The sequence below is a fragment of the Microterricola gilva genome (assembly GCF_004217495.1).
Classification (GTDB): domain Bacteria; phylum Actinomycetota; class Actinomycetes; order Actinomycetales; family Microbacteriaceae; genus Microterricola; species Microterricola gilva.
In genome coordinates, this window is sequence record NZ_SHLC01000001.1 from 1 (window position 1) to 22,874 (window position 22,874).

General features: G+C 69.1%; 24 protein-coding genes. 18 read left to right on the top strand and 6 right to left on the bottom strand.

Annotation, left to right across the window (positions count from 1 at the left end):
• From EV379_RS00005 to EV379_RS00040, 8 genes are all read left to right on the top strand, one after another.
• Nucleotides 1-1,170 (top strand): Hsp70 family protein (locus EV379_RS00005; RefSeq protein WP_165397239.1); only part of this gene is annotated, 1,170 nt, incomplete at its 5' end.
• 2 nt (nt 1,171-1,172) lie between these two features.
• Nucleotides 1,173-1,769: a nucleotide exchange factor GrpE gene (locus tag EV379_RS00010; RefSeq protein ID WP_130504345.1), complete on the top strand. Its 597-nt coding sequence runs from the start codon at nt 1,173-1,175 to the stop codon at nt 1,767-1,769.
• 119 nt (nt 1,770-1,888) lie between these two features.
• Nucleotides 1,889-2,893, top strand: a complete 1,005-nt coding sequence (locus tag EV379_RS00015; RefSeq protein ID WP_130504346.1) for a DnaJ C-terminal domain-containing protein — start codon at nt 1,889-1,891, stop codon at nt 2,891-2,893.
• A 23-nt stretch (nt 2,894-2,916) separates the two neighbouring features.
• Nucleotides 2,917-3,342, top strand: a complete 426-nt coding sequence (locus EV379_RS00020) for a heat shock protein transcriptional repressor HspR (RefSeq protein WP_130507189.1) — start codon at nt 2,917-2,919, stop codon at nt 3,340-3,342.
• Nucleotides 3,343-3,587: 245 nt separating this feature from the next.
• The gene (locus EV379_RS00025; protein ID WP_130504347.1) at nt 3,588-4,016 is read left to right on the top strand and encodes a DUF6325 family protein; all 429 of its coding nucleotides are present in this window, start codon (nt 3,588-3,590) and stop codon (nt 4,014-4,016) included.
• 46 nt (nt 4,017-4,062) lie between these two features.
• Entirely contained in the window at nt 4,063-4,431 is a 369-nt protein-coding gene (locus EV379_RS00030) for an SHOCT domain-containing protein (RefSeq protein WP_242616164.1), read from the top strand.
• Between the two features lie 39 nt (nt 4,432-4,470).
• Nucleotides 4,471-5,619: a class I SAM-dependent methyltransferase gene (locus EV379_RS00035; RefSeq protein WP_130504348.1), complete on the top strand. Its 1,149-nt coding sequence runs from the start codon at nt 4,471-4,473 to the stop codon at nt 5,617-5,619.
• Between the two features lie 157 nt (nt 5,620-5,776).
• The gene (locus EV379_RS00040; RefSeq protein WP_165397240.1) at nt 5,777-7,492 is read left to right on the top strand and encodes an alpha/beta hydrolase; all 1,716 of its coding nucleotides are present in this window, start codon (nt 5,777-5,779) and stop codon (nt 7,490-7,492) included.
• Nucleotides 7,493-7,521: 29 nt separating this feature from the next.
• Here EV379_RS00040 and solA read toward each other — a convergent pair whose 3' ends face one another.
• Nucleotides 7,522-8,712, bottom strand: coding sequence for an N-methyl-L-tryptophan oxidase (gene solA, locus EV379_RS00045; RefSeq protein WP_130504350.1), 1,191 nt, complete (start codon nt 8,710-8,712; stop codon nt 7,522-7,524).
• A 194-nt stretch (nt 8,713-8,906) separates the two neighbouring features.
• Between solA and clpS the strand changes: the two genes are divergently transcribed.
• Both clpS and EV379_RS00055 read left to right on the top strand, forming a co-directional pair.
• On the top strand, nt 8,907-9,215 hold the full coding sequence (clpS, locus tag EV379_RS00050) for an ATP-dependent Clp protease adapter ClpS (RefSeq protein ID WP_130504351.1): 309 nt from the start codon (nt 8,907-8,909) through the stop codon (nt 9,213-9,215).
• 40 nt (nt 9,216-9,255) lie between these two features.
• Nucleotides 9,256-9,819: a DUF2017 family protein gene (locus EV379_RS00055; protein ID WP_130504352.1), complete on the top strand. Its 564-nt coding sequence runs from the start codon at nt 9,256-9,258 to the stop codon at nt 9,817-9,819.
• A gap of 43 nt (nt 9,820-9,862) precedes the next feature.
• On the opposite strand, the gene EV379_RS00060 is transcribed toward EV379_RS00055, so the two are convergent.
• From EV379_RS00060 to EV379_RS00080, 5 genes are all read right to left on the bottom strand, one after another.
• On the bottom strand, nt 9,863-10,621 hold the full coding sequence (locus EV379_RS00060; RefSeq protein WP_130504353.1) for an SDR family NAD(P)-dependent oxidoreductase: 759 nt from the start codon (nt 10,619-10,621) through the stop codon (nt 9,863-9,865).
• 5 nt (nt 10,622-10,626) lie between these two features.
• The gene (locus tag EV379_RS00065; RefSeq protein ID WP_130504354.1) at nt 10,627-11,472 is read right to left on the bottom strand and encodes a fumarylacetoacetate hydrolase family protein; all 846 of its coding nucleotides are present in this window, start codon (nt 11,470-11,472) and stop codon (nt 10,627-10,629) included.
• A 41-nt stretch (nt 11,473-11,513) separates the two neighbouring features.
• On the bottom strand, nt 11,514-12,539 hold the full coding sequence (locus EV379_RS00070) for a DUF4432 family protein (RefSeq protein WP_130504355.1): 1,026 nt from the start codon (nt 12,537-12,539) through the stop codon (nt 11,514-11,516).
• A 3-nt stretch (nt 12,540-12,542) separates the two neighbouring features.
• Nucleotides 12,543-13,406: an SMP-30/gluconolactonase/LRE family protein gene (locus tag EV379_RS00075; protein WP_130504356.1), complete on the bottom strand. Its 864-nt coding sequence runs from the start codon at nt 13,404-13,406 to the stop codon at nt 12,543-12,545.
• A gap of 77 nt (nt 13,407-13,483) precedes the next feature.
• The gene (locus EV379_RS00080) at nt 13,484-14,251 is read right to left on the bottom strand and encodes a GntR family transcriptional regulator (protein WP_130504357.1); all 768 of its coding nucleotides are present in this window, start codon (nt 14,249-14,251) and stop codon (nt 13,484-13,486) included.
• A 91-nt stretch (nt 14,252-14,342) separates the two neighbouring features.
• Between EV379_RS00080 and EV379_RS00085 the strand changes: the two genes are divergently transcribed.
• The 8 genes from EV379_RS00085 (at nt 14,343) to eno (ending at nt 22,829) form a co-directional block, all read left to right on the top strand.
• Nucleotides 14,343-15,335, top strand: coding sequence for a substrate-binding domain-containing protein (locus EV379_RS00085; RefSeq protein ID WP_130504358.1), 993 nt, complete (start codon nt 14,343-14,345; stop codon nt 15,333-15,335).
• Nucleotides 15,336-15,417: 82 nt separating this feature from the next.
• Nucleotides 15,418-16,914, top strand: coding sequence for a sugar ABC transporter ATP-binding protein (locus EV379_RS00090; protein ID WP_130504359.1), 1,497 nt, complete (start codon nt 15,418-15,420; stop codon nt 16,912-16,914).
• Nucleotides 16,914-17,909, top strand: a complete 996-nt coding sequence (locus tag EV379_RS00095) for an ABC transporter permease (protein ID WP_130504360.1) — start codon at nt 16,914-16,916, stop codon at nt 17,907-17,909. Before EV379_RS00090 ends, EV379_RS00095 begins: the two co-directional genes overlap by 1 nt.
• A 28-nt stretch (nt 17,910-17,937) precedes the next feature.
• A complete protein-coding gene (locus EV379_RS00100) occupies nt 17,938-18,600 on the top strand; it encodes an RraA family protein (protein ID WP_130504361.1) in 663 nt (220 codons plus the stop codon).
• Nucleotides 18,601-18,647: 47 nt separating this feature from the next.
• On the top strand, nt 18,648-19,460 hold the full coding sequence (locus EV379_RS00105; RefSeq protein WP_130504362.1) for an SDR family NAD(P)-dependent oxidoreductase: 813 nt from the start codon (nt 18,648-18,650) through the stop codon (nt 19,458-19,460).
• Nucleotides 19,461-19,507: 47 nt separating this feature from the next.
• Entirely contained in the window at nt 19,508-20,557 is a 1,050-nt protein-coding gene (locus EV379_RS00110; protein WP_130504363.1) for a mannonate dehydratase, read from the top strand.
• Entirely contained in the window at nt 20,557-21,573 is a 1,017-nt protein-coding gene (locus EV379_RS00115) for a phosphotransferase family protein (protein WP_130504364.1), read from the top strand. The genes EV379_RS00110 and EV379_RS00115 overlap by 1 nt, the downstream gene beginning before the upstream one ends.
• Nucleotides 21,570-22,829, top strand: coding sequence for a phosphopyruvate hydratase (gene eno, locus EV379_RS00120; RefSeq protein WP_130504365.1), 1,260 nt, complete (start codon nt 21,570-21,572; stop codon nt 22,827-22,829). Before EV379_RS00115 ends, eno begins: the two co-directional genes overlap by 4 nt.
• Nucleotides 22,830-22,874 lie beyond the last annotated feature (45 nt).

The following is a 22,874-nucleotide window of genomic DNA, read 5'->3' on the forward strand; positions in this document are numbered from 1 at the left end:
TCCAACGACAAGATCGCTAAGCAGCGCCTGAAGGAAGCCGCTGAGCAGGCCAAGAAGGAGCTCTCCTCGAGCACCAAGACCAGCATCCAGCTGCCCTACCTCTCGCTCACCGAGAACGGCCCGGCCAACCTCGACGAGACGCTCACCCGTGCCGAGTTCGAGAACATGACCAGCGACCTGCTCGACCGCACGAAGAAGCCTTTCGAGGACGTCATCCGTGAGGCGGGCGTCAAGCTCTCCGACATCGCGCACGTCGTGCTCGTCGGTGGCTCGACCCGCATGCCGGCCGTCAGCGAACTCGTCAAGAAGGAGACCGGCCAGGAGCCCAACAAGGGCGTCAACCCTGACGAGGTCGTCGCCGTCGGCGCCGCACTGCAGGCCGGCGTTCTGCGCGGAGAGCGCAAGGACGTTCTGCTGATCGACGTCACCCCGCTGAGTCTCGGCATCGAGACCAAGGGTGGCATCATGACGAAGCTCATCGAGCGCAACACGGCCATCCCGACCAAGCGCAGCGAGACCTTCACGACGGCCGACGACAACCAGCCGTCCGTCGCGATCCAGGTCTTCCAGGGCGAGCGCGAGTTCACCCGCGACAACAAGCCGCTCGGCACCTTCGAGCTCACCGGAATCGCCCCGGCCCCTCGCGGCATCCCGCAGGTCGAGGTCACCTTCGACATCGACGCCAACGGCATCGTGCACGTGTCCGCCAAGGACAAGGGCACCGGCAAGGAGCAGTCGATGACGATCACCGGCGGATCCTCGCTGGCCAAGGACGACATCGAGCGCATGGTGCGCGAGGCAGAGGAGCACGCGGCAGAAGACAAGGCCCGTCGCGAGTCCGCCGAGGTGCGCAACAGCGCAGAGCAGCTCGTCTACTCGATCGAGAAGCTCATCAAGGAGAACGACGACAAGCTGCCTGAGGACGTCAAGTCCGAGGTGCAGGGCGACGTCGACGCTCTGAAGAGCGCGCTCGCCGGAGACGACGACGCCGCGGTCAAGACGGCCTTCGACAAGCTGGTCGAGAGCCAGGGCAAGCTCGGCGAGGCGATCTACGCCACCTCGCAGGCGGATGCCGCAGCGGCCGACTCGGCCGAGCAGCCCGCCGACGCGGCCTCTGACGAGGACGTCGTCGACGCCGAGGTCGTCGAAGACGACGAAGACAAGAAGTAATCATGGCTGACAACAACCAGCCGATCGATCCGAACGAAGGCAACGGCCTGGATGACGACATCATCCAGGCCGAAGGCCCCGACGTGGAAACCCACGACGACGAGGGTCTGGGCGCGGAGAGCCTGGGGGAGGAAGAGCTCACAGTGGACGACATCCTGAATGCCGTCGCGGCTGAAGAGGCAGACCCCAGCGCCGAGCACCTGGCCGACCTCAAGCGGGTGACCGCCGAGTACGCCAACTACCGCAAGCGCACCGAAGCCAACCGTGAGGTTGAGCGCGAGCGCGCGGTCGGATCGGCCGTCTCGGTCCTGCTGCCGGTTCTCGACGACCTCGACCGTGCCGAGAAGCACGGAGACCTCGAGGCCGACAGCCCGTTCGCCACCATTGCGGCGAAGCTGCGGGCCAGCGTCGAGAAGCTCGGACTCAGCACCGTCGGCACCGTCGGTGAGCCGTTCGATGTCGCCGTGCACGAGGCGATCTTCCAGCAGCCCACCCCTGGCGTTGAGGTCGAGACCGTTGCCGACGTCGTCGAAAAGGGTTACTACCTCGGTTCCACCCTGCTCCGACCTGCGAAGGTCGTCGTGCAGGTGCCCGCCTAACAGCAGGCTCGTGGGGGCGGATGCCGCGGCATCCGCCCCCACATTCATAGACTTTCAGTGCCGCTCGCGGCGGCACAGCACAGACTCATCACAGACATTCATCACGGAAGGAGGCGCGCATGGCAAGCCAAGACTGGTTCGACAAGGACTTCTACAAGGTTCTCGGCGTCTCGAAAGACGTGAGCGAGGCCGATCTCAAGAAGACGTATCGCAAGCTCGCCCGCAAGTACCACCCCGACTCCAACCCGGGTGACGCCAAAGCCGAGGAGAAGTTCAAGGAGATCAGCGAGGCGCATTCCGTGCTCTCCGATCCCGAGCAGCGCAAGGAGTACGACGCCGTACGCGCCATGGGTGGCGGGGCTCGCTTCACCGCGCCGGGCAGCGCCGGTGGCAACGGCGGCTTCGAGGACGTCTTCGGCGGTATGTTCGGCGGCGGCCGGGGCCAGCAGCAGTACACCTTCCAGCAGGGCGGCGGTGCCGGTTACGACGACCTGCTCGGCGGCCTGTTCGGCCAGCAGGGCGGTGGCCGCTTCGGCCAGCCGAGCGGCGGATACCGCGGATTCGGCGGACCGAGCCGCGGCAGCGACATCACCGCGAGCGCCACCATCGACTTCATCACGGCCACCCAGGGCGACACGATCACGCTGCAGACGAGCGACGGCCGCCCGATCAAGGTCAAGATCCCCGCCGGCGTGGCCGACGGGCAGAAGATCAAGCTCCGCGGCAAGGGCCAACCGTCGCCAGACGGCGGTGAGCCCGGCGACATCATCCTCACCGTCACCGTGCGCAAGCACCCGGTGTTCGAGCGCGACGGGCTGAACCTGCGCGTCACCGTTCCGATCACCTTCGTCGAGGCCGCCCTGGGCGCCACAATCGAGGTGCCGACCCTCGGCGGCGACCCGGTGAAGCTGCGCGTCGCGCCCGGAACGCCGAGCGGCCGCGTGTTGCGCGTCAAGGGCCGCGGCGTCACGACAGCCAAGGGCGTCGGCGACCTGCTCGCCGTCGTTCAGGTCGCGGTGCCCTCCCACCTGTCGAAGGATGCCGAGGCGGCCCTCGAGGCCCTGCGCGAGGCCCTGCCGAACGAGAACCCCCGCGAGGATCTCCTCGCCAAGGCACGGGGCTGAGCATGAGCGGCGGCGCGCACGGCATGGACGAGCACGCACCGATCTTCGTGATCTCCGCGGCCGCCGAGCTGGCCGGCATGCACCCGCAGACGCTGCGGCAGTACGACCGGCTCGGCTTGGTCGAACCCCAGCGCACGCCGGGCAAGTCGCGTCGCTACTCGATGCGCGACGTGCTCCAGCTGCGTGAGATCGCCGAGCTCAGCGCCGCGGGCGTGAGCCTCGAGGGCATCAGGCGCATCCTCGAGCTCGAGAACCGGGTGAACGTGTTGGCGCGGCGCGTGCACGAGCTCGAGGGCGCCCTCGCCGATGAGATGCTCAACCGGCCTGGCCGGCGCGTGTTCGCCGCCGGGGCGGAGGGCGACGTGATCTCTCTCAAGGCCGGCACGCGCGTGCGGCGCTCGAACGCCGTCGTCGTCTGGCGCCCGCTCGGCAACGGCGAACGCCACTAGGAAGCGCAGCCGGGCTCTCGGGGCGCCGCCACCGTGCGCCGCTCGGCCGTCCGTTGTGCGCCGGTTGCCGTGATGTGCGCCGGTAGATTCCGGCGCACATCGCGGTACCTGGCGCAGTGCTCGCCGCAGCTGCACCGCGGTGCGCGCGGCGATGCTGTGCGTCGTATTCGGATTTCGCCTCGGCTCTGGTGCCGGTGGTGCGCACGCGCTACGTTGTTGCTCAGCTCACGAGACGAGGAAGTGCCATGGCGCAATTTGAATTCGGTCCTGTTGACATCTCGGTTGTGTCCTTCGCCGGGGATCGCCCCGACGACGCCACGATCGCGGCCATCGAGGAGCTGGTTGAGAGTGGCGAAATCGCCATACTCGACCTCCTGTTCGTGTCCCGCGCGCTGAACGGCGATCTGACCGTCACCGAGTTCGAGGATGTCGGCGAGGAGTGGGGTTTCACCCGGATCGAGCTGCCGGCGTCCGGCGTGATCGGAGACGACGACGTCGACGACCTCGTCTCGATGATCGAGCCGGGACGCTCGGCAGCCGTCATCGCGATCGAGCTCGTCTTCGCCAAGCGGCTGACCTCGAAGTTGGCCGCATCGGGCGGCCTCGTTCTGCACAGCGAGCGCATCCCCGCCGCGGTCGTCAACGCGGTGCTCAGCGACGCCAGCGACGACTGACCGCTTCCCTATTCGTTCTGATCCGATCCACTACTGAGGAGTCGACATGCCACTGAGAAGAATGGGCCGTCCCGGTCTGATTGGAATGGCGGCCCGCACGGCCGTCGTCGCTGGAACCGCCACCGCCGTCAGCGGCGCCGTCGCCGGCCATCAACAGCAGAAGGCCCAGGAGCAGGCCGAGGCGAACGCCTACGAGCAGCAGCAGCAGCAGGCAGCGATGCAGCAGGCCGCCCAGGAAGCCGCGGCACAACAGGCAGCGATGCAGCAGGCCGCCGCGCCGGCACCGGCCGCAGCGCCAGCAGCTCCCGCGGTCGATGGCCTCGTCGCCCAGCTGCAGAATCTCGGCTCGCTGCGCGACCAGGGTCTGCTGAGCGACGCAGAGTTCGCGGCGGCCAAGGCGAAACTGCTGGGCTGAGCTCGACGGAATCGCGGCTTCCCCGGTTAGCCTTGGCCTATGGATCTTTCGGCTCTGCGGCGTTGGCCCGACATCGAGGCTGAGAATCTCTTCGCGGTCGACGCGAGCGATCGCCTGATTCTCGACGAGGCTGCCGACGCGCTTGCGGGCGCGACGGCCAGCGAAGTGGTGGTGATCGGTGATCGCCATGGTGCCCTGACACTGGGTGCACTCGATCTGCTCGCCGAGGGCGGGCCGGATGCCGCCGTCATCCGCGTGCACCAGGACGCTCTCTCCGGCGAGCTCGCCCTCGCCTCGAACGCCGCCGCATTCGGGTACGAGAAGGGCTACCGCTCGATCGCGCTCGGTGTGGAGAAGCACTCGCGTGAGCTGCTCTCCGGCGCGCGCGTCGTTCTGCTGCAGCTGCCGCGGGGGTTGGACGCGCTCGATGAGATCGCCTCGGCGATTGCGGCGCACGCCGACCCGGATGTCGTGGTCGTCGCCGGTGGGCGCATCAAGCACATGACACCGGCGATGAACGATGTGCTCGGCGAACACTTCGCGCTCGTCGAGGCGAGCCTCGCCAGGCAGAAGTCACGGGTGCTCCGGGTGCGGGGGCCGCGCCACGACGTCGTCGGAGGCTGGCCGCGCACGCAGCAGCACCCCGACCTCGGGCTCGTCGTCGCCGCCCACGGTGGGGCGTTCGCGGGAACGTCGGTCGACATCGGCACCCGCTTCCTGCTCGGGCACCTCGCGGAAGCGGCGCTCGGCGCGCGCACGGCGGTGGACCTCGGCTGCGGGACCGGCGTGCTCGCCACGAGCCTCGCGATGCACCGCCCTGGCTTGCACGTGCTGGCCAGCGACCAGTCGGCCGCCGCGGTGGCATCCGCCTGGGACACGGCCCTCGCCAACGGGGTCGGCGAACAGGTGAAGGTGGTGCGCGACGACGGCCTGAGCCGGCAGCCGGACGGGAGCGCCGAGCTCATCGTGCTGAACCCGCCGTTCCACGTCGGCGCGGCCGTTCACGCCGGCATCGCCCTCAAACTCTTCGAGCACGCCGCCAGGGTTCTCGCCCCCGGCGGCGAGCTCTGGTGCGTCTGGAACTCCCACCTCGCATACACGCCGGCCCTGCGCAGCATCATCGGTCCCACCCGGCAGATCGCGCGCAACACCAAGTTCACGATCACGGCCTCGACCCGCGCCCAGTAGCCCCGAACTCTCCCGAGCCGCCGCGTGCATCGCCTTGGCGTCGGCGCGCCGCCGGCAGCGTGCGCATCGCGGCCGGGATTCGTCACCGCTGCCAGGCGGATGCCGTTCCCACGCGCCGTGGCGGAGCGGCAGCTCCCGCTATGGGATGATCGCGAACATGGATGTGGGGACGGCGGCGCAGGGAGCGACAGAGGGCACGGCAGGGGCCAGACGATCGGTGGCCGGGCACGACTGGTGGCGGCTGGATCCCGCCGGTGTTGTGCTCGGCTTCGTGCTCGCCGCGCTCTCGCTCACCCCGTCGCTGCTTCCGCGCCCGGCGCTCCTCCAGGGCGTGATCGCCGGCCTCAGCTTCGCCATCGGCTACGCCGTCGGCGCACTCCTGCTCGCCATCGCCCTGCCGTTGCTTCGCCGCGTGACCACGTGGCGACCGACGCCCGCCACGGTGCGGTGGGCGTGGAGCGGCTTCGGCATCGTCGCGCTGAGCCTCGGCGCCTGGTACGGGGTGCTCGCGCTCGGCTGGCAGAACGAGGTGCGCACGCTCGTCGAGATGCCTCCCGTTGACGGCCTAGCCATCGCCGCGTTCTTCCTCGGCGCCGTGCCGGTCGCCGCGCTCTGCCTGCTCATCGGCCGCGGGATCCGCGGGCTGTACCGCGCCACCGCGAGGCTCATCGGCCCGGTCCTGGGCGTTGCGGGCAGCGCGCTGCTCGTCGTGCTCGGCGGTTTCGTGCTCGTCGCCGCGCTCATGGGGGCGATCGACGCCATCTACGCCGAACGGAACGCGGCGCCAGCCGACTGGGTGAGCGAGCCGAGCAGCGAGTTCCACTCCGCCGGGGAGGATTCCCCGATGGACTGGCAGACCCTCGGACGCCACGGCACCGCCTTCCTGGGAGGCGGACCGGCTGCTGCCGACATCGCCGAGGCGACCGGCAACGCGGCGCTCGAACCGATCCGCGTCTACGCGGGGCTGCACACGGGTGACAGCACGGAGGAGCGCGCGGAGCTGGCCGTCGCGGAGCTCGTGCGCACGGGGGCGTTCGACCGTTCGGTGCTCGTCGTGGCCACCGCCACCGGCTCCGGGTGGCTCGAGCCGCAGACGACCGACGCCATCGAGTACCTGCACGGCGGTGACACCGCGATCGTCTCGATGCAGTACGCCTACACGCCGAGCTGGGTGTCGTTCGTCTTCGACCCCGATGCACCCGTCGACGCAGCCAGGGTGCTCTTCGACGCGGTGCACGCCGAGTGGGAGGCGCTGCCGGCATCCGATCGCCCGCAGCTCATCAGCTACGGCCTCAGCCTGGGCGCCCACGGCAGCCAGTCGACCTTCGCCGACCTCGAGGATCTGCGCAGCCGCACCGACGGCGCGCTCTTCGCAGGCAGCCCGAACGGCACGCCGCTCTGGCGCGAGCTGCAGGCGACCCGCGACGAGGGCAGCCCGGCCTGGCAGCCGGTATTGGACGGTGGGGCGGAGGTGCGCTGGCTCTCGCACGCAGGCGACTTCGGCGCCGTCGATGGGCCGTGGACCGCGCCCCGCGTGGCGTATCTGCAGCATGCGACCGACCCAGTGACTTGGCTCGGTCCCGAGCTCCTCTGGGCGGAGCCGGACTGGCTGAAGCCCGATCAGCGGGCGGACGACGTGAGCCAGGCGATCCGCTGGATCCCCGTCGTCACCGCGCTGCAGGTGGTGGTCGACATGCTGATGGGCGAGACCGTTCCGGCCAGCCACGGCCACAACTACGGCGACGTCGTACTCGACGGCTGGGGAGCGGTGACCGGCGACGGCGGCCTCGACGCGGCCGCGATCGACCGCATTCGCGCGATCATCGCCGAGTACGCCGCCGTTCAGCCCGTCGGCAGCTCGGTCACCGAGTAGCCGGCCCCTGCAGCGCAGGGGAGGGGAGGCTAGGCGAAGCGGGCCGGGTCGATGAACGCCGTGTCGACGAGCTGCGGCTCGTCGAGGGCGAACCGGGCGAGGATCTCACCGAGCGCCGGCGCGTGCTTGAAGGCGTGGCCGCTGTCCCCGCCGCCGACGATGACCCGCGGATGCCGGGGCGAGCGCCCCACCACGAACTGGTCGTCTGGCGAGATCGTCACCATGCACGGGTCGACGCGGGCGGGCAGCGGCTCGATGGCGGGAACAGCCTCGGCGAGCAGCGCGGACACCTGGCGCCAGTCGGCCGGCGTCACACCGCGGTCCAGCTGCTCGGGGTCGATGCGCACGCGCTCCTGCCAGATGTCGCCGACGCCCGCCTTGATCAGTGCGCCCTTCTCCGGCCCGGCGACGGCGCCGACCGAGCCGTGGCCCCAGAGCACCTCGCTCTCGCTCAGCTGGCGCACGAAGACGGGCAGCCGATCGAGTGCGAACTCGGACGCCGGCGCCGCATCCGGGGCGGCGGCGTTCGGCGTCGCGCGCGGCTCGAACCAGGTCATCGGGGTGCGGATCGGCTGCAGCTCGACCCACGGCAGCTCGGCAGCAAGCCAGGCGCCCTGCGCCAGGATCACGCGATCGGCGAGCCACTCGCCCGTGGCCGTGCGCACGAGCACGCCGTCGTCGCCGGCCTCGACGGCGAGCACGCGGGTGTTCTCGACGACCTCGGCGCCGAGTGCCAGCGCCCGGTCGACGGCCGCGCGGATGGTCGGCTCGGGGAACGCCACGCCAGCACCCGGGTCGAGCACTGCGACATCCGTCGGCGCCAGCTCGGCCAGTTGCGGGTAGCGCTCGGCCAGCTCGTCGTGGCTGAGATCAACGAGCGTCAGGCCGTGGGCGGATGCCGCTGCGCGCGTTCCGGCGATCACATCGGAGTCGGGTGCGCCCATCATCACGCCGCCGGTGATGCGCAGCAGCTCCTCGCCGCCGTGCGCCTCCAGCTCGCGGTACAGCGTCTTGGCGAGGCGCGCGATGGGGGTGAGGTCCGGGTGCTCGAGGCACGCCTCGCGGAACAGTCGTGTGGCCCCGTGCGAGGAGCCGAGCGGGTGGGCGACGGTGAACTGCTCGAAGCCGACGACGCTCACCCCGCGCTCGGCGAGCCGCCAAAGGGCGTTCGCGCCCATCGCACCGAGTCCGACAACTGCCACATCCACGCGTTCAACCACTCATCGACCGTAGCAAGCGGTGCGTGGCCGCTCGGCGGATCGGCCGGGTGGGCGTCGTCGAGGCTGCACGGATGCCCGCGCGTCGCCGCATCATCCACGATCCGCGGCGCCTCCGCGCGAATGGCCGCCCAGCTGCCGGCGCTGCCACACACCCGGGCGGGTGGGCGCGGCCGGCGCGTGGGAGACTGGGAACGATGTCGAAACTGCTGGAGACCACCGAGACGGGCACGGATGCCGCGACCGCCAGCGACGCCGCTGCGCGTTTCGCCACCCCGTGGCTCGTGATCGTCTGGGACGACCCGGTGAACCTGATGAGCTACGTGAGCTACGTCTTCCGCAGCTACTTCGGCTTCAGCCGCGAGAAGGCCGAGCAGCTGATGCTGCAGGTGCACACCGAGGGCAGGGCCGCTGTTGCCAGCGGCAACCGCGAGCAGATGGAACGCCACGTCGAGGCGCTGCACGGCTACGGCCTGCAGGCGACCCTCATGAAGGACGAACTGTGACGGAGCACGTGGTGACGCCGCACCCTGGGGTGGGCGCAGCATGAGCCGCATCACCGCAGCCGGCAGTCGCAGCGACCTGTTGGCATCCGGCGGCACCCGTGCCGTGCTGCTGCAGTTCGACGAGGACGAGGCCGAGGCGCTCGCCTCCCTCGCCGCACAGATCGAGTCCCTGCTCAGCGAGACCGACCCTGCCGCGCCCGAGCTCACCCGGCTGTTCCCCGTCGCATACAGCGACGATGCCTCAGCGGCTGCCGAGTTCGCCCGCTACACCCGCCCGGAGCTGCAGAAACGCAAGATCGACGCAGCCGTCGCCGTGCGCGAGGCCGTCGAGGCGGCATCCGCCCTCGGCATCGACGACGAGCGCTACACGCACAACATCGAGCTGGGTCCAGACGCGGTGCTGCCGTGGCTCACCTTCCTCACCGATCTGCGCCTCGTGCTCGCCGACTCGATCGGCGTCGACGACGACGGCTCGATTCCGGATGCCGCGGACGCCGCGAGCGAGGAGCTCGCCCAGCTGCGCGAACTGCAGCATGGCGTCTACGACTGGGCGGCATTCCTGCAGGACTCGCTGGTGTCGGCCCTCGAGGACGAGCTGCCGTAGCCCGATCGCACCGGGCAGATGCTGCCCGGTGCGATCGCTCTGGCTACTTGCCGGTGTAGACCGACTGGATGCCGGAGTCGACAGAGAGTGCGACGCCGGTGGTCGACCCGGCGAGCGGGTTGGCCAGGTAGACGATCGCGTCGGCGACTTCGTCTGCACTCACGAGTCGGCCGTGTGGCTGGCGCGCCTCGAGGTTGCGGCGCTCCTGCACCGGATCGGCGGCGGCGGCCAACAGACGCTGGATCCACGGCGTCTCCGTCGTGCCAGGGCAGACCGCGTTGACGCGCACGCCGTCCTTCAGATGGTCGGCGGCCATCGCCCTGGTGAGCGCGACGACCGCACCCTTCGTTGCGCTGTAGAGCGCCCGGTTCGGGAATCCGGTGACCGCGACGGCGGAACCGACGTTGACGATGGCGCCGGAGCCGGTCGCGATCAGCTGCGGCAACACCGCACGGGTCACCCGCACGGTGCCCATCACGTTGATGTCGAGAACGCGCTGCCACTCGGCATCCTCGTTCTCCAGCACCGTTCCGGCAGCGCCGATACCCGCACCGTTGACGAGGATGTCGATGTGCCCCCAGCGTTCGAGGGTCTGCGCGACGGCCGCGTCGATCGCGGCCTGATCGGTGATGTCGACCCGCGCGCCGAAGACGGAGTCCCCTGCGCCATCGATGGGGGTGAGCTCGTCACGGTCGAAGACGGCGACGTTCGCGCCCTCACGCAGCAGGCGTTCGACGGTCGCCCGGCCGATTCCCGATGCGCCACCGGTGACGACGGCGACCTTCCCAGAGAAGTTACCCATGGTCGCTACTCGGCCGACAGGACGCGCTGGCGCTGGAGACCGAGGTTCTCGATCTCGAGTTCCATCACGTCGCCTGGGGCGAGGTAGGGGAAGCGGCCGGAGAGCGCGACGCCCTCCGGGGTTCCGGTGAGGACGACATCGCCCGGCTCCAGCACGGTGAACTGGCTGAGGTCGCGGATGATCGTCGCCACATCGAAGATGAGGTCAGACGTGCGGGAATCCTGGCGGTGCTCTCCGTTGACCCGGCTCTGCAGGCGCAGGTTGCCCGGGTCGATCTCGGCGGCGGGCACGAGGTCGGGGCCGAGCGGCAGGAAGCCGGGGCCGCTCTTGCCCTTCGACCACTGGCCGCCCGAGATCTCGAGTTGCCAGAGACGCTCGGAGAGGTCGTTGGCGAGCGTGTATCCGGCGACGTGGTCCATGGGGTCCGCTGCGTCATCCAGCTGCCAGGCGCGCTTGCCGATGACGACGGCGAGTTCCACCTCCCAGTCGAGCTTCGGCATGCCGCTCGGCGCCACGAAGTCGTCGTCGGGGCCGGCAACGGTGTGCGGGGGCTTCATGAACATGACGATGCGCTCCGGCGGCAGCGATCCCCCTTCGAGGGCGTGGGCCGCGTAGTTCATTCCGATGCAGTAGATCGCACCGGGCCGCGCGACCGGCGCACCGACGCGCAGGGAGTCGGCGTCGTCGAGCACTGGCAGTTCGGCGAGTGCGCGCTGCACGGTGCCGACCGGGTCGTTCTCGAGGAACGCGCCGTCGATGTCGGCCGTCAGCGGGCGCAGGTCGTAGACCGTTCCGTCGATTGCGACGACGGGGATCTCAGCGCCGAGGGGGCCGAGGCGTCGGAATTGCATGAAGTTCTCCTTGATTCGATGAGTGCTGATGGGGAGGTGGATTACGTGAGCTGGATGCGATCGACACGGATCGTCGAGACGAGCGACTCGCCGCCAGGCAGGGTGGTGCCGAGGCCGCCGCGTTCGCGGCCGTTGGCGGCGACGCCGTCGCCGGGGAGCACATTGGCCGGCTCCACCGCGATCGAGAACAGCCGCTTGAACCAGGGCCAGCCGGATCCGGCGTTCGCCTCGATCCAGAACCAGGCGTTCGGGTAGACGGCGCGGTCCCAGCTGATCCGCATGCCGAAGCCGTGCGTCGGGCTGCAGAACGTCGCGCCCGTGCTGTCGTCGCCGGCGGAATCCGGTGCTGCTGCATCCGCCTCGAAGTCGGTGAGCGCGCCGAACAGCGCCTGACCACTGCCCGGACCGGGCAGCGCGACGCTGTTCGGAACGGGGCCGGCCGGCAACAGCGCATCGGGGCGGCCGACGGCATCCGCCGCGGTCAGGGTGCCGGGGGCGTTCGCATCGGTGATGAGGGTGGCGGCTGCGGTGACGACGTAGCTGTGCTCGTCGAGGAACGGCGTGCCGAATGCCGGGTGCTGGCCGAGCCGGAAACTGCACGGATCCGGGGAGAGGTTGGTGACGGTGTCGGTGACGGTGAGCCGCGCGCCGGCGAGCGAGACGGTGCGCTCGACCCGCAGTGGGGCGGTGAACAACGAGGTCGCGAGGGTGACGGATGTCGCGCTCTGCTCGAGCACCGTCCACCTGGCCAGCGAGGCCTCGCCGTGGTAGCCCTGGGCGACCCCGTCGTGCACGCGCTCCGGGCCGGCGTTCGGCACCATCAGCTGCCAGCCGCCGGGGTAGCCGTTAGTCCACTGCACCATGGAGTCACCCGAGATGAAGTTCGACGCCGCGAACGGGGAGGGCGTCACATCGCCGGTCGGGGAGACGGCGAGCGTCTGCACGCCCGTCGCCCGGTCGATCAGGCGCACGATGTCGGCGCCACGCTCCGGCGTGATGGTGACCTCGAGGGCGTCCGAGCCCAGTGTGATCGTTCGGGGAGCGGCGGTCTCTGCGGGTGTCGTCATGGTTCAGCCTCGGAAGTTGGGGACGGGGAGCCCGGTGGCACCGTGATCGTTCACCAGGAACACCGAACCGGCGTGCGGGTCGTCGCCCTCGTTCAGCCCGGCCGCGGCCGAGGTGACCCAGAGCTGGTCGAGCTCGGCGCCGACGAACGCGCAGGACGTCGGCTGCGCCGTCGGGATCGCGATGGTGCGCAGCCTGGTGCCGTCCGGGGCGAACTCGTAGAGGGCCGAGCCCGCGAACTCGGCGATCCAGAGGTGACCGCGGCTGTCGACGGACAGGCCGTCCGGATAGCCGGGGAAGGCATCGGGGCCGATGAGAACCGTCGGCGTCGGCGTGATGGTCGACGTCTCCGGGTCGAACGGGAAACTGAGCACCGTGCGATCCTGCGTCTCGACGAGGTAGAAGGTGTGCCCGTCCGGACTCCAACCCAGGCCGTTCGGCTGGGTGAGGCCGGGCAGTACGAGGTGCGCCTCCCAGTTCTCGTCGAGCATCCAGAGCCCGCCGTCGCCGGCGAGGAAGTCCATCGCGCAGCTGCCGGACCAGTATCGGCCCGCCGGGTCGGTCTTCGCATCGTTCATGCGCACGCCCTGCCCGAGGCATTGCACGCGGTGGGTCACGGTGCCGGCATCGTCCAGTCCGACGAAGCCGGAGCTGACGGCGGCGACCATGCCCCCGCTCTCGCGCGGGGCGACGGCCCCGACCATCTCCGGGTAGCCGAGCACGCTGGTCTCGCCGCTCTGGGCATCGGTGCGCAGGATCTCGCCGCGCACGATGTCGACCCAGTAGACGGTTTCACTTGCGGCGTGCCAGAACGGCCCCTCGCCGCACTCCGCTCGCCAGGGGACAGTGATGGTGACGTTGTCGTTCATGGGGTTCCTCCTCGTTGAGGGACGGGCATTCTGGGATGGGTTTCGGTTCTCGAGCCGAGGCGGTCGTCAGCGCCGGCTCACTCGGCGAAGAAGCTTGGATGGGCGGCGCGGTGCATCTCCATCACGTCGAGGATGCGGGTTGCGTGGGTCCGGATGACGTTGAGGCCTGCGGCCTCGTCCTGGTCGCGGAGTGCGTCGACGATCTGCTGGTGCTCCTCGACGAGCTCCGGGTTCAGCACGGCCAGAGACAGGTTGAGCTGGCGCAGGCGGTCCAGCTGCATCTTCGTGCCGCGGACGACGTGCCAGAGCCTGGGCATGCCCGCGAGAACGAAGACGTTCTGGTGGAGCTGCTCGTCGGTGTCGAAGAAGGCCTTGATGTCGTTGTCCTCTGCTGCGCGCCTGTTGGCGTCGACGAGCCGCTGGATCTCGGTGGTGTCCGGCGCGCTGCCCTGGATCGCGCGCTGGAATGCGCTCGTCTCCAGTGCGGTGCGGATGAAGACGGCCTCCTCGACCTCGCGGAGCGAGATCGGCGCGATCTGACTGCCCACCTGCGGCACGACGCTGATGAGCCCGAGGTCGACGAGCCGGGTGAACGCCTCGCGCACGGGGGAGCGGCTCACCTGCAGCCAGCTGGCGATTCCCGGTTCGGAGATCGGGGTCCCCGGCGGCAGCTGCAGGTTGCGAATGGCCTCGCTCAGTTGCTCGTACACGGCATCGGAGATGCGGTAGCGCGATGACGGCGGAGACAGGGGTGAGAGCGCGACCACGGGTGCCGGCGCGGCCCCAAGGCCGCCGGGAGCCGGTGAGCTGGCGGCGGTGTCTTCGGCGTTCGGTGCACTGGTCATCGGATCATCCCCTTCGATAATGTGGCTTGCGCACTAGTATACAAGTGGATATATTGACTTTGCAATCGTTCACATTCAAAGGAGATAGACGATGAAGTTCGCCAAAGTTCTCGCCACAGTGGCCGGCACAGCCGCCCTGGCGCTCACGCTCGCGGCCTGTACTGCTCCGGCAGCCACGCCCGCTGACGGCGGGTCCGACGCCGGCTCGACCGACGCACTGCAGATCGGTCTGATCATGCTGCAGGGCGACACCTACTTCCAGGGCATCCAGACCGGGCTCGAAGAGGCCGTCAAGGCCGACGGCGGCACGGTCACGACCGGCCTGTCGAACAATGACCCCGCGCAGGAGAACCAGGTCGCGCAGAGCATGATCCAGAAGCAGGTCGACGCGGTGCTGATCCAGCCCACCGCCGACGAGGCATCGCTCGCGACGATGAAGGCCATCAAGGATGCCGGAATCGCCCTCATCTGCTACGGCAACTGCATCGGTGCAACCGCCGACCCCGCGAACGTCGACGGCGTCATCCAGTCCGACAACACGGCGCTCGGCACGGGAACCGGCGAGTTCGCGGCCACCTTCATCAAGGACAACATCGGCGACTCCGTCAAGCTCGCGATCCTCAACTGCGACATCGCCTCGGCGTGCAAGCTCCGCAAGACGGGCTTCCTCGACTCGCTCAAGGCCGCCGGCATCACGGTTGACATCGTCACCGACCAGGAGGCGTACCTCACGGACAAGGCGACCCCGGTAGCCGAGAACATCCTCGCCGCCAACCCGGACGTCGACATCTTCTGGGCCTCCAACGACGGCGGAACCGCCGGCGCTGTGATCGGCACCAAGGGCTCGGGCAAGCCGGTGTTCGGCACCGACATCTCGACCCAGATCGCCGAGTTCATCGTCGACCCGGAGGGCAGCCTGCAGGCCACGACCGGACAGGACCCGGTCGGCACCGCTCAGGGCGCCTACGAGATGGCCAAGAAGATCATCGCCGGTGAGACCCTCGACCAGTTCAGCGTCGAGCTGCCCGGTATCACCTACGACCGTGCGAACCCGGAGACGGCTGAAGCCTTCCTCGCACAGTAAGCAACAACACCCCAGCGGCATGGTGGGTCGGCGCGTGTAGGGCGCCCGACCCGCCATTCCCAGGAACAAGGATGTGACGGGAATGAACGAAACGGTACTCGCGTGCCGCGGGCTGACGAAGCGGTTCGGAACGGTGACCGCGCTCAGCGCGGTCGACTTTGAACTCCGCCGCGGCGAGGTGCGCGCCCTGCTCGGCAAGAACGGAGCGGGCAAGTCCACGATTGTGAACCTGCTCTCCGGCTCGCTGCAGCCGGACGCGGGCACGATCGAACTCGACGGCAATGTTGTGGAGTGGTCGGGGCCGCGTGCAGCTCAAGAAGGCGGCATCGCCGTCGTCCACCAGGAGTTCAGCCTGGTGCCAGGGCTGAGCGTCGCCGAGAACATCACACTCGGGCGCTGGCCACAGAAAGGTGGCTTCGTCGACAAGACCGCGGTCAAGGACCTGGCCCGCATCGCACTCGGCCGGCTCGGCGTCGAGATCCCGCTCACGATCGAGGTCGGTCTGCTCCCGCTGGCCGAGCAGCAGATGGTCGAGATCGCCAAGGCGCTCGTCGACGAGCCGCACGTGCTGATCCTCGACGAGCCGACCAGCGCGCTGAACACCCACGAGGTCGACGCGCTCATCAAGCTCATCCGGCGCCTCGCCGCGACCGGCATGTCGATCATCTACGTCTCTCACCGGATGAAGGAGATCCCGCTCGTCGCCGACACCCTCACCGTGCTGCGTGACGGCGAGGAGATCGGCACCCACGAGGTCGCGAGCATCAGCTCCGACCAGGTTGCCGAGCTCATCAGCGGCGACGCCAAGGAAGCAGCCGTGCACGCCAAGCACGATCGCACGAGCGCCCCCGTCGTGCTCGAGGTGCAGAGCCTCACCGTGCCCCACCGACTGAACGGGATCTCGTTCACGCTGCATGAGGGCGAGGTGCTCGGCATCGCCGGTCTGCTCGGCTCCGGCCGCACCGAGCTGCTCGAATCGATCTTCGGCCTGCGCGACGACGCGGAGGGCGAGATCATCGTCCACGGCACCGCGCACGGCCGCCGCCACCCGCGCAAGATGCTCGACCTCGGAGTGGCGTACACCTCGGAGGACCGCAAGGGCTCCGGGATCGTGCCGCTGCTCGGTATCGATGAGAACCTGCTGCTCTCGGCCCGCGGCCGCGTGCTGCCGAAGTTCTGGCTGAACGCCAAGGCGGAGGCGCGGATCGTCGCCGAGGCGATGACGTCGATGTCGGTGCGCGCATCGTCGCCGCAGCAGGAGATCGGGACCCTCTCCGGTGGCAACCAGCAGAAGGGCGTGATCGGCAGGGCACTGGCCGCGAAGATGCGGATCCTGCTGCTCGACGAGCCGACGCGCGGCGTCGATCTGCACGCCAAGGCCCAGATCTACGGCCTGATCCGTGACCTCGCCGACAACGGGGTCTCGTCGATCTTCGTGTCATCCGAACTTGAAGAGATCGCAGAGGTCTGCGATCGCGTGCTCGTCCTGCGAGACGGCCACATCCATGAAGAACTCATCGGTTCCGAGGGAACCGCAGAACGAATTCTCGCACTCGCCATGCGACAGGAGAACAACTAATGACAACAGCAACAGCCACCGCCCAACGGAGCTCCTTCGGAGACGTGCTGACCCGGATCAAGAACTGGCAGAGCCTCGGCCTGCTGATCGTGCTGATCGTGTTCTACATCGTGCTCTCCATCTCCTCGCCGATCTTCTTCACGCTCAGCAACCAGCTCGCGATCCTGCAGAACGCCGCGTTCTTCGGAATCGTCGCATTCGCGATGACGCTCGTGATCGTCTCGGGCGAGATCGACATCTCGGTCGGATCCATGGCCGCCCTGTCCTCATCGCTGCTCGGCGTCTTCGTCGTCAACCAGGGTGTGCCCTTCCCGCTCGCCGTGGTGTTCGTCATGGTGATCGCCGTCGGCATCGGTGCATTCACCGGCGTGATGCGGGCCTACTTTGGGGTGCCGACATTCATCTCGACGCTGGCGATGTTCCTGGCCCTCCGCGGCCTGGCGCAGCTGCTCACGAACAACTTCCCCCTCCCCATCCCCAGCGCGGACTTCTTCTACTGGGGCAGCGGCAAGGTGTTCGGCATCATCCCCGTCGCGGCCATCTACTTCGTGATCGCGGCCGTCGTCGTCGGCATCATCGCCCAGAAGACCGTGTTCGGCCGGTCCATCTACGCGGTCGGCGGCAACGCCAAGGCCTCCACCCTCTCCGGCATCCCTGTGCGCCGCGTCAAGATCGTCGTCATGATGATGTCCGCGTTCGCGGCATCCATCGCCGGCCTTCTGCAGAGCGCCCAGCTCTCCTCCGGCAACAGCACGATCGCCGTCGGCCTCGAGTTCGACGCCATCGCCGCCAGCATCATCGGTGGCACCGTGCTCTCCGGCGGCAAGGGCACCATCGTCGGAACCGTGATCGGCGTCGTGTTCATCGCCGCGCTGCTCAACGGCATGGTCCTGCTCGGCGTCAATCCCTACGCACAGCAGGTCGTGCGTGGAGCGGTCGTGCTCATCGCCGTTCTCGTCAATGTCTGGCGCACCCGCCGCGCTCCCATCAGCTGATCGCCATCTCCGAACGAAAGACAGACACATGACCACCAGCACCGACACTGAACTCTTCGCGACCATCCGCGCCCAGCTCTACACCGCCGTCGTCGGTGACATCCTCGACACCCTCGGCCGCACGCACCAGTTCCTGCCGCCGGAGATCCGCCCGCTGCGCCCGGAGATGAAGCTCGTCGGCCGCGCCATGCCCTCCGTCACCTCCGAGGTGCACGGCCCGCAGAAGAAGCCATTCGGCTTCCTGACGGAGGCGCTCGACCAGCTCGAGCCCGGTGAGGTCTACATCACGCCGCGCATCGTGCAGCCGGTCGCGCTCTGGGGCGAGATCCTCACCGCCACCTCGCAGCAGCGCGGCGCGGTCGGCGCGGTCGTCGACGGCTACTACCGCGACACCGCCCAGGTGCTTGAGCGCGACTTCCCGGTGTTCGGCTGGGGAACGTACGCCCAGGACTCCTCCGTGCGCACCGTCGTCTCAGACTACCGCGTGCCGGTCCGGGTGGGCGGAGTGCTGGTCACCCCCGGTGACCTGATCATCGGCGACATCGACGGCGTCCTCGTCGTGCCTCAGGAGGTCGAGGCCGAGGTGATCGAGGCCGCTCTGGCAAAGGCATCGACGGAGAACGTGGTGTGCAAGGCGATCGACGCCGGCATGAGTGCGACAGAGGCCTTCGCCACCTACGGCGTACTGTGACGGTCGGACTCCCCGACCAATCCCCGAATGAAGAAGGTGCACTGAAAATGACTACGACACAGCGACACGACGGACGCGTCGTGATTGTGACCGGCGGATCGGCCGGGATCGGCCGGGGAGCTGCTGAGGTGTTTGCAGCCGAGGGCGCCCGCGTCGTCGTCCACGGGCTCACAGAGGACAACGTGCGGGAGGCCGTCGACGCCATCGTCGCGGCCGGCGGCATCGCGGTCGGCATCCACGGCGACGTCGCGGAGGAGGACACCCACCGCCGGGCCGTCGAGCTCGCGCTGAAGGAGTACGGTCGGATCGACCACCTCGTCACCTCGGCCGGAATCCAGACCTATGGCGACGCCGCGACCACGAGCCCGGCAGACCTCGACCGCGTCTACGCCGTCAACGTGCGCGGCGTCTTCCTGGCCGTGCACGCCGCGATCGAGGAGATCCGCAAGAACCACGGAACGGTCACGCTGATCTCCTCGGTGCAGGGCGTCGCCACCCAGAACAACGTCGTCGGTTACACGATGACCAAGGGCGCGCTGAACGCGATGGCCAGGGCGCTCGCCGTCGACGAGGCCGCGTACGGTGTGCGGGTGAACGCCCTCCTGCCCGGTTCGGTCGACACGCCCATGCTCCGCACCTCGGCCGCTGAGTGGTCTGACGGCACCCCGGAGGGGATCGAGCAGACGATCGCGACCTGGGGTACATCCCACGCGCTCGGACGCGTCGGGCAGCCCCGCGAGATCGGGGCGGTGTGCTCCTTCCTCGCCAGCAACGAGGCGAGCTTCGTCACGGGCGCGGAGATTCGCGTGGACGGTGGCCTGCTCGCCCGCATCGCGGCCGCGCTGCCCGTCAAGGACTGAGCTCGCGGCATCCGCCGACGAGAAGATTTCTGAAAGGACCCAACCCCATGCTTCAACTCAGTGAGTTCCTCCCCCCACGGCCGGAGTCGTCGTGGAAGCTCATCCGGCAGGCCGGCGTCGACAACGTCGTCGGTGTTCTGAACGGCGCGGAACAGGACCAGCGCATGTTCGCCTCGGTCGGCAGCGCCGGCTGGAAGCCGGACGATCGCGACGAGGTGCCGTGGAGCGTCGCGGCGCTCAAGCACAACATGGAGATCTACGAGAAGTGGGGCTTCACGCTCATCGCCACCGAGGACACGGCGCCGATGGACAAGATCCGCCTCGGCCTCGACGGCCGCGACGAGCAGATCGACCAGTTCATCGAGCAGATCCGCTCGCTCGGGCACCTCGGCATCCCCACCATGGCCTACAACTGGATGGCGATCACCACGTGGGGTCGCACCGACACCCGCCTGGTCGACCGCGGCGGCGCCTTCGTCACCGGCTACAACCAGAAGATCGCCCAGGCCGGCCCCGCACTGGCCCCGGAGGGCGAGATCTCCCGCGAGCAGATGTGGGATGCGCTCGACTACTTCCTCAAGGCCGTCGTGCCGGAGGCCGAGAAGGCCGGCGTGCGCCTCGCGATGCACCCGGACGACCCGCCCCAGCAGATCGACCGTGGCGTTCCCCGCATCATGAGCTCGGTCGCCAGCTACCGCCGCCTGCTCGAGATGGCGCCATCCGACTACAACGGCATCACCTTCTGCCAGGGCAACTTCGCCCTGATGTCCGAGGTCATCGACGGCGAGGTCGCGATTCCAGAGCTGATCCGCGAGTTCGGCACGGCGAAGATTCCCTTCGTGCACTTCCGCGATGTCAAGGGCACGGTCGAGGACTTCCGCGAGACCTTCCACGACAACGGGCAGACCGACATGGCCGAGTGCCTCAGGGCCTACCACGACATCGGCTTCGAGGGTGCGATGCGCCCGGACCACGTGCCGACGCTCGAGGGTGAGACCAACGACCGTCCAGGCTACGAGATGCTCGGCCGCCTGTTCGCGATCGGCTACATCCGCGGGCTCGAGCACGCCGCCTACGGGCACCCCTCGGCGCGCTGATGACGGAATCGGCCGCGCCAGAGCCTGAGCTCGTCGAACTGCTCGAGCGCATGGCGCTGGTGGAGCCCGGTGAAACGGTTCAGGCCGAAGCGCTGACCGGCGGAGTCTCGTCCGACATCTGGCTGGTGCGGAGTGAAGCTGGCTCGTTCGTCGTCAAACGCGCCAGGGCGCGGTTGAAGGTCGCGGCCGAATGGCACGCGCCCATCGACCGCGGTGCAGCGGAGGAGGCGTGGCTGACGTTCGTCGCCGGCGCGGTTCCCGGTTGCGTGCCCCGGGTGCTCGCCGTCGACGAGGAGAGCTTCGCCATCGCGCTCGAGTACCTGGATGCCGCGGAGTATCGCAACTGGAAGGTCGAGCTGATGGCCGGCCGCGTCGACGTCGGCGTCGCGGCCGCCCTCGGCAGCACGCTCGGGCGGATCCATGCCGTGAGCGCCAGCACGCCGGGGCTGCCAGCACAGTTCGCGAACCAGGATCTGTTCGAGTCGCTGCGCATCGAGCCCTATCTGTTGCGCACCGTCGAGGCGGTTCCGGAGGCGGCTGCGGCTCTGGATGCCGTGATCGCCGGCCTGCGCGAGCCGGGCCGTGCCCTCGTGCACGGCGATCTGAGCCCGAAGAACATCCTGGTCGGGGCTGGGCCCGTGATCCTCGACGCGGAGTGCGCGACGTGGGGGGACCCGGCATTCGATGCCGCGTTCTGCCTCACCCACCTCGCGCTGAAGCAGGTGCACCTCCCCGAGCACGCGGCGGAGCTGCGCCTGGCCGCCGAGGCCTTCGAACGGGCGTACCTCGACGAGGTCGTCTGGGAGGACGCGGCAGAGACGCGGGAACGGATCGCGCGCATCCTGCCGGCGCTGGCGTTGGCCAGGGTGGCCGGCGCCTCGCCGGCCGAGTACCTCGACGACGCCGAGCGCGCGCGGATTCGAGCAAGTGCGGTGCTGGCCCTCAACACGGGGCGGGCACTGGGAGATGTGTTGGGCGAACAGGCTGGAGAGACAATGACTGGAGTGCGGCAATGAGTGGCATGATCACGGCGGTTCACGGCCGCCGGGTGTGGGATTCCCGCGGACTCCCGACCGTCGAGGTCGAGGTCGAGACCACGGGTGGCGCACGCGGCAGGGGCATCGCCCCGGCCGGCGCGTCGACGGGGCGCCGTGAGGCGATCGAGCTGCGCGACGGGGGCAGTCGCCTCGGCGGCAAGGACGTCTCCCAGGCCGTCGGCCTCGTGCGTTCGCTCGTCGAGCCGGCGCTGCTGGGTCTGGATGTCGCGGACCAGGCGGGAATCGACGCCGTCCTCGACGGGCTCGACGCCGATCCGCAGCGCGCGAACATCGGCGGCAACACCACGACGGCCACCTCGCTCGCCGTGCTCAACGCTGCGGCTGCCGTGCGCGGCATCCCGAGCTGGCAGGTGTTGAACGCGGCTCCGAGCCACATTCCGCGCCCGCAGATCCAGATCATGGGCGGCGGGGCGCATGCGGCACACCGCACGGCGGTGCAGGACTTCATGGCCTACCCGCTCTCCGCAACTTCGATCGGCGATGCGCTCGCCGACGTCGCCGAGGTCTACCGCGCCGTCGGCGAGGTCATGGCCAGGCGCGGTCCGAAGCACGGTGTGGCCGACGAGGGCGGGCACTGGCCAGACGTCAGCGGCACGGAGGACGCCCTCGACGTGCTCGTTGCCGGCATTGAGCTGGCGGGCATGAAGCCGGGCGTCGACATGGGTATCTCGCTCGACATCGCCGCCAGCCAGTTCCACACCGCAGGCGGCTACCGCGTCGGCGAGGAGAGCTACTCGAGCGCCGAATGGATCGAGAAGCTGCTCACCATCTGCCGCAGCTACCCGGTGATCACGCTCGAGGACCCGGCCGATGAGGACGACCCGGCCGGGATGCGGCTCGCCGTCGCGGGCGACGCGGCCGTCATCGTCGGCGACGACTACCTCGTGACGAGCGCCGATCGCGTGCGCCGCGCTGCCGACGCCCGCGAGGTCGACTCCGTGCTGATCAAGGTCAACCAGGTCGGCACCGTCAGCGGGGGCGCGGCCGCCGTGGCCGCGGCGAGGGAGAAGGGGCTGAGCGCGATCGTCTCCGCACGCTCCGGCGAGACCGAGGACGTCGCGGTCGCACATCTCTCCACCGGCTGGTCGGCCGACATCGTCAAGGTCGGCTCGATCACCCGCAGTGAGCGCACGGCGAAGTGGAACGAGCTGATCCGCATCGACGAGGCGCTCGGCGGCCTGCCGCTCGCCCCGGTGGTGACGCGCGCTCGCTGATCCTCGCCCACCCCGCGTGCCACGAGGCGCCCCGTCATCCGACGG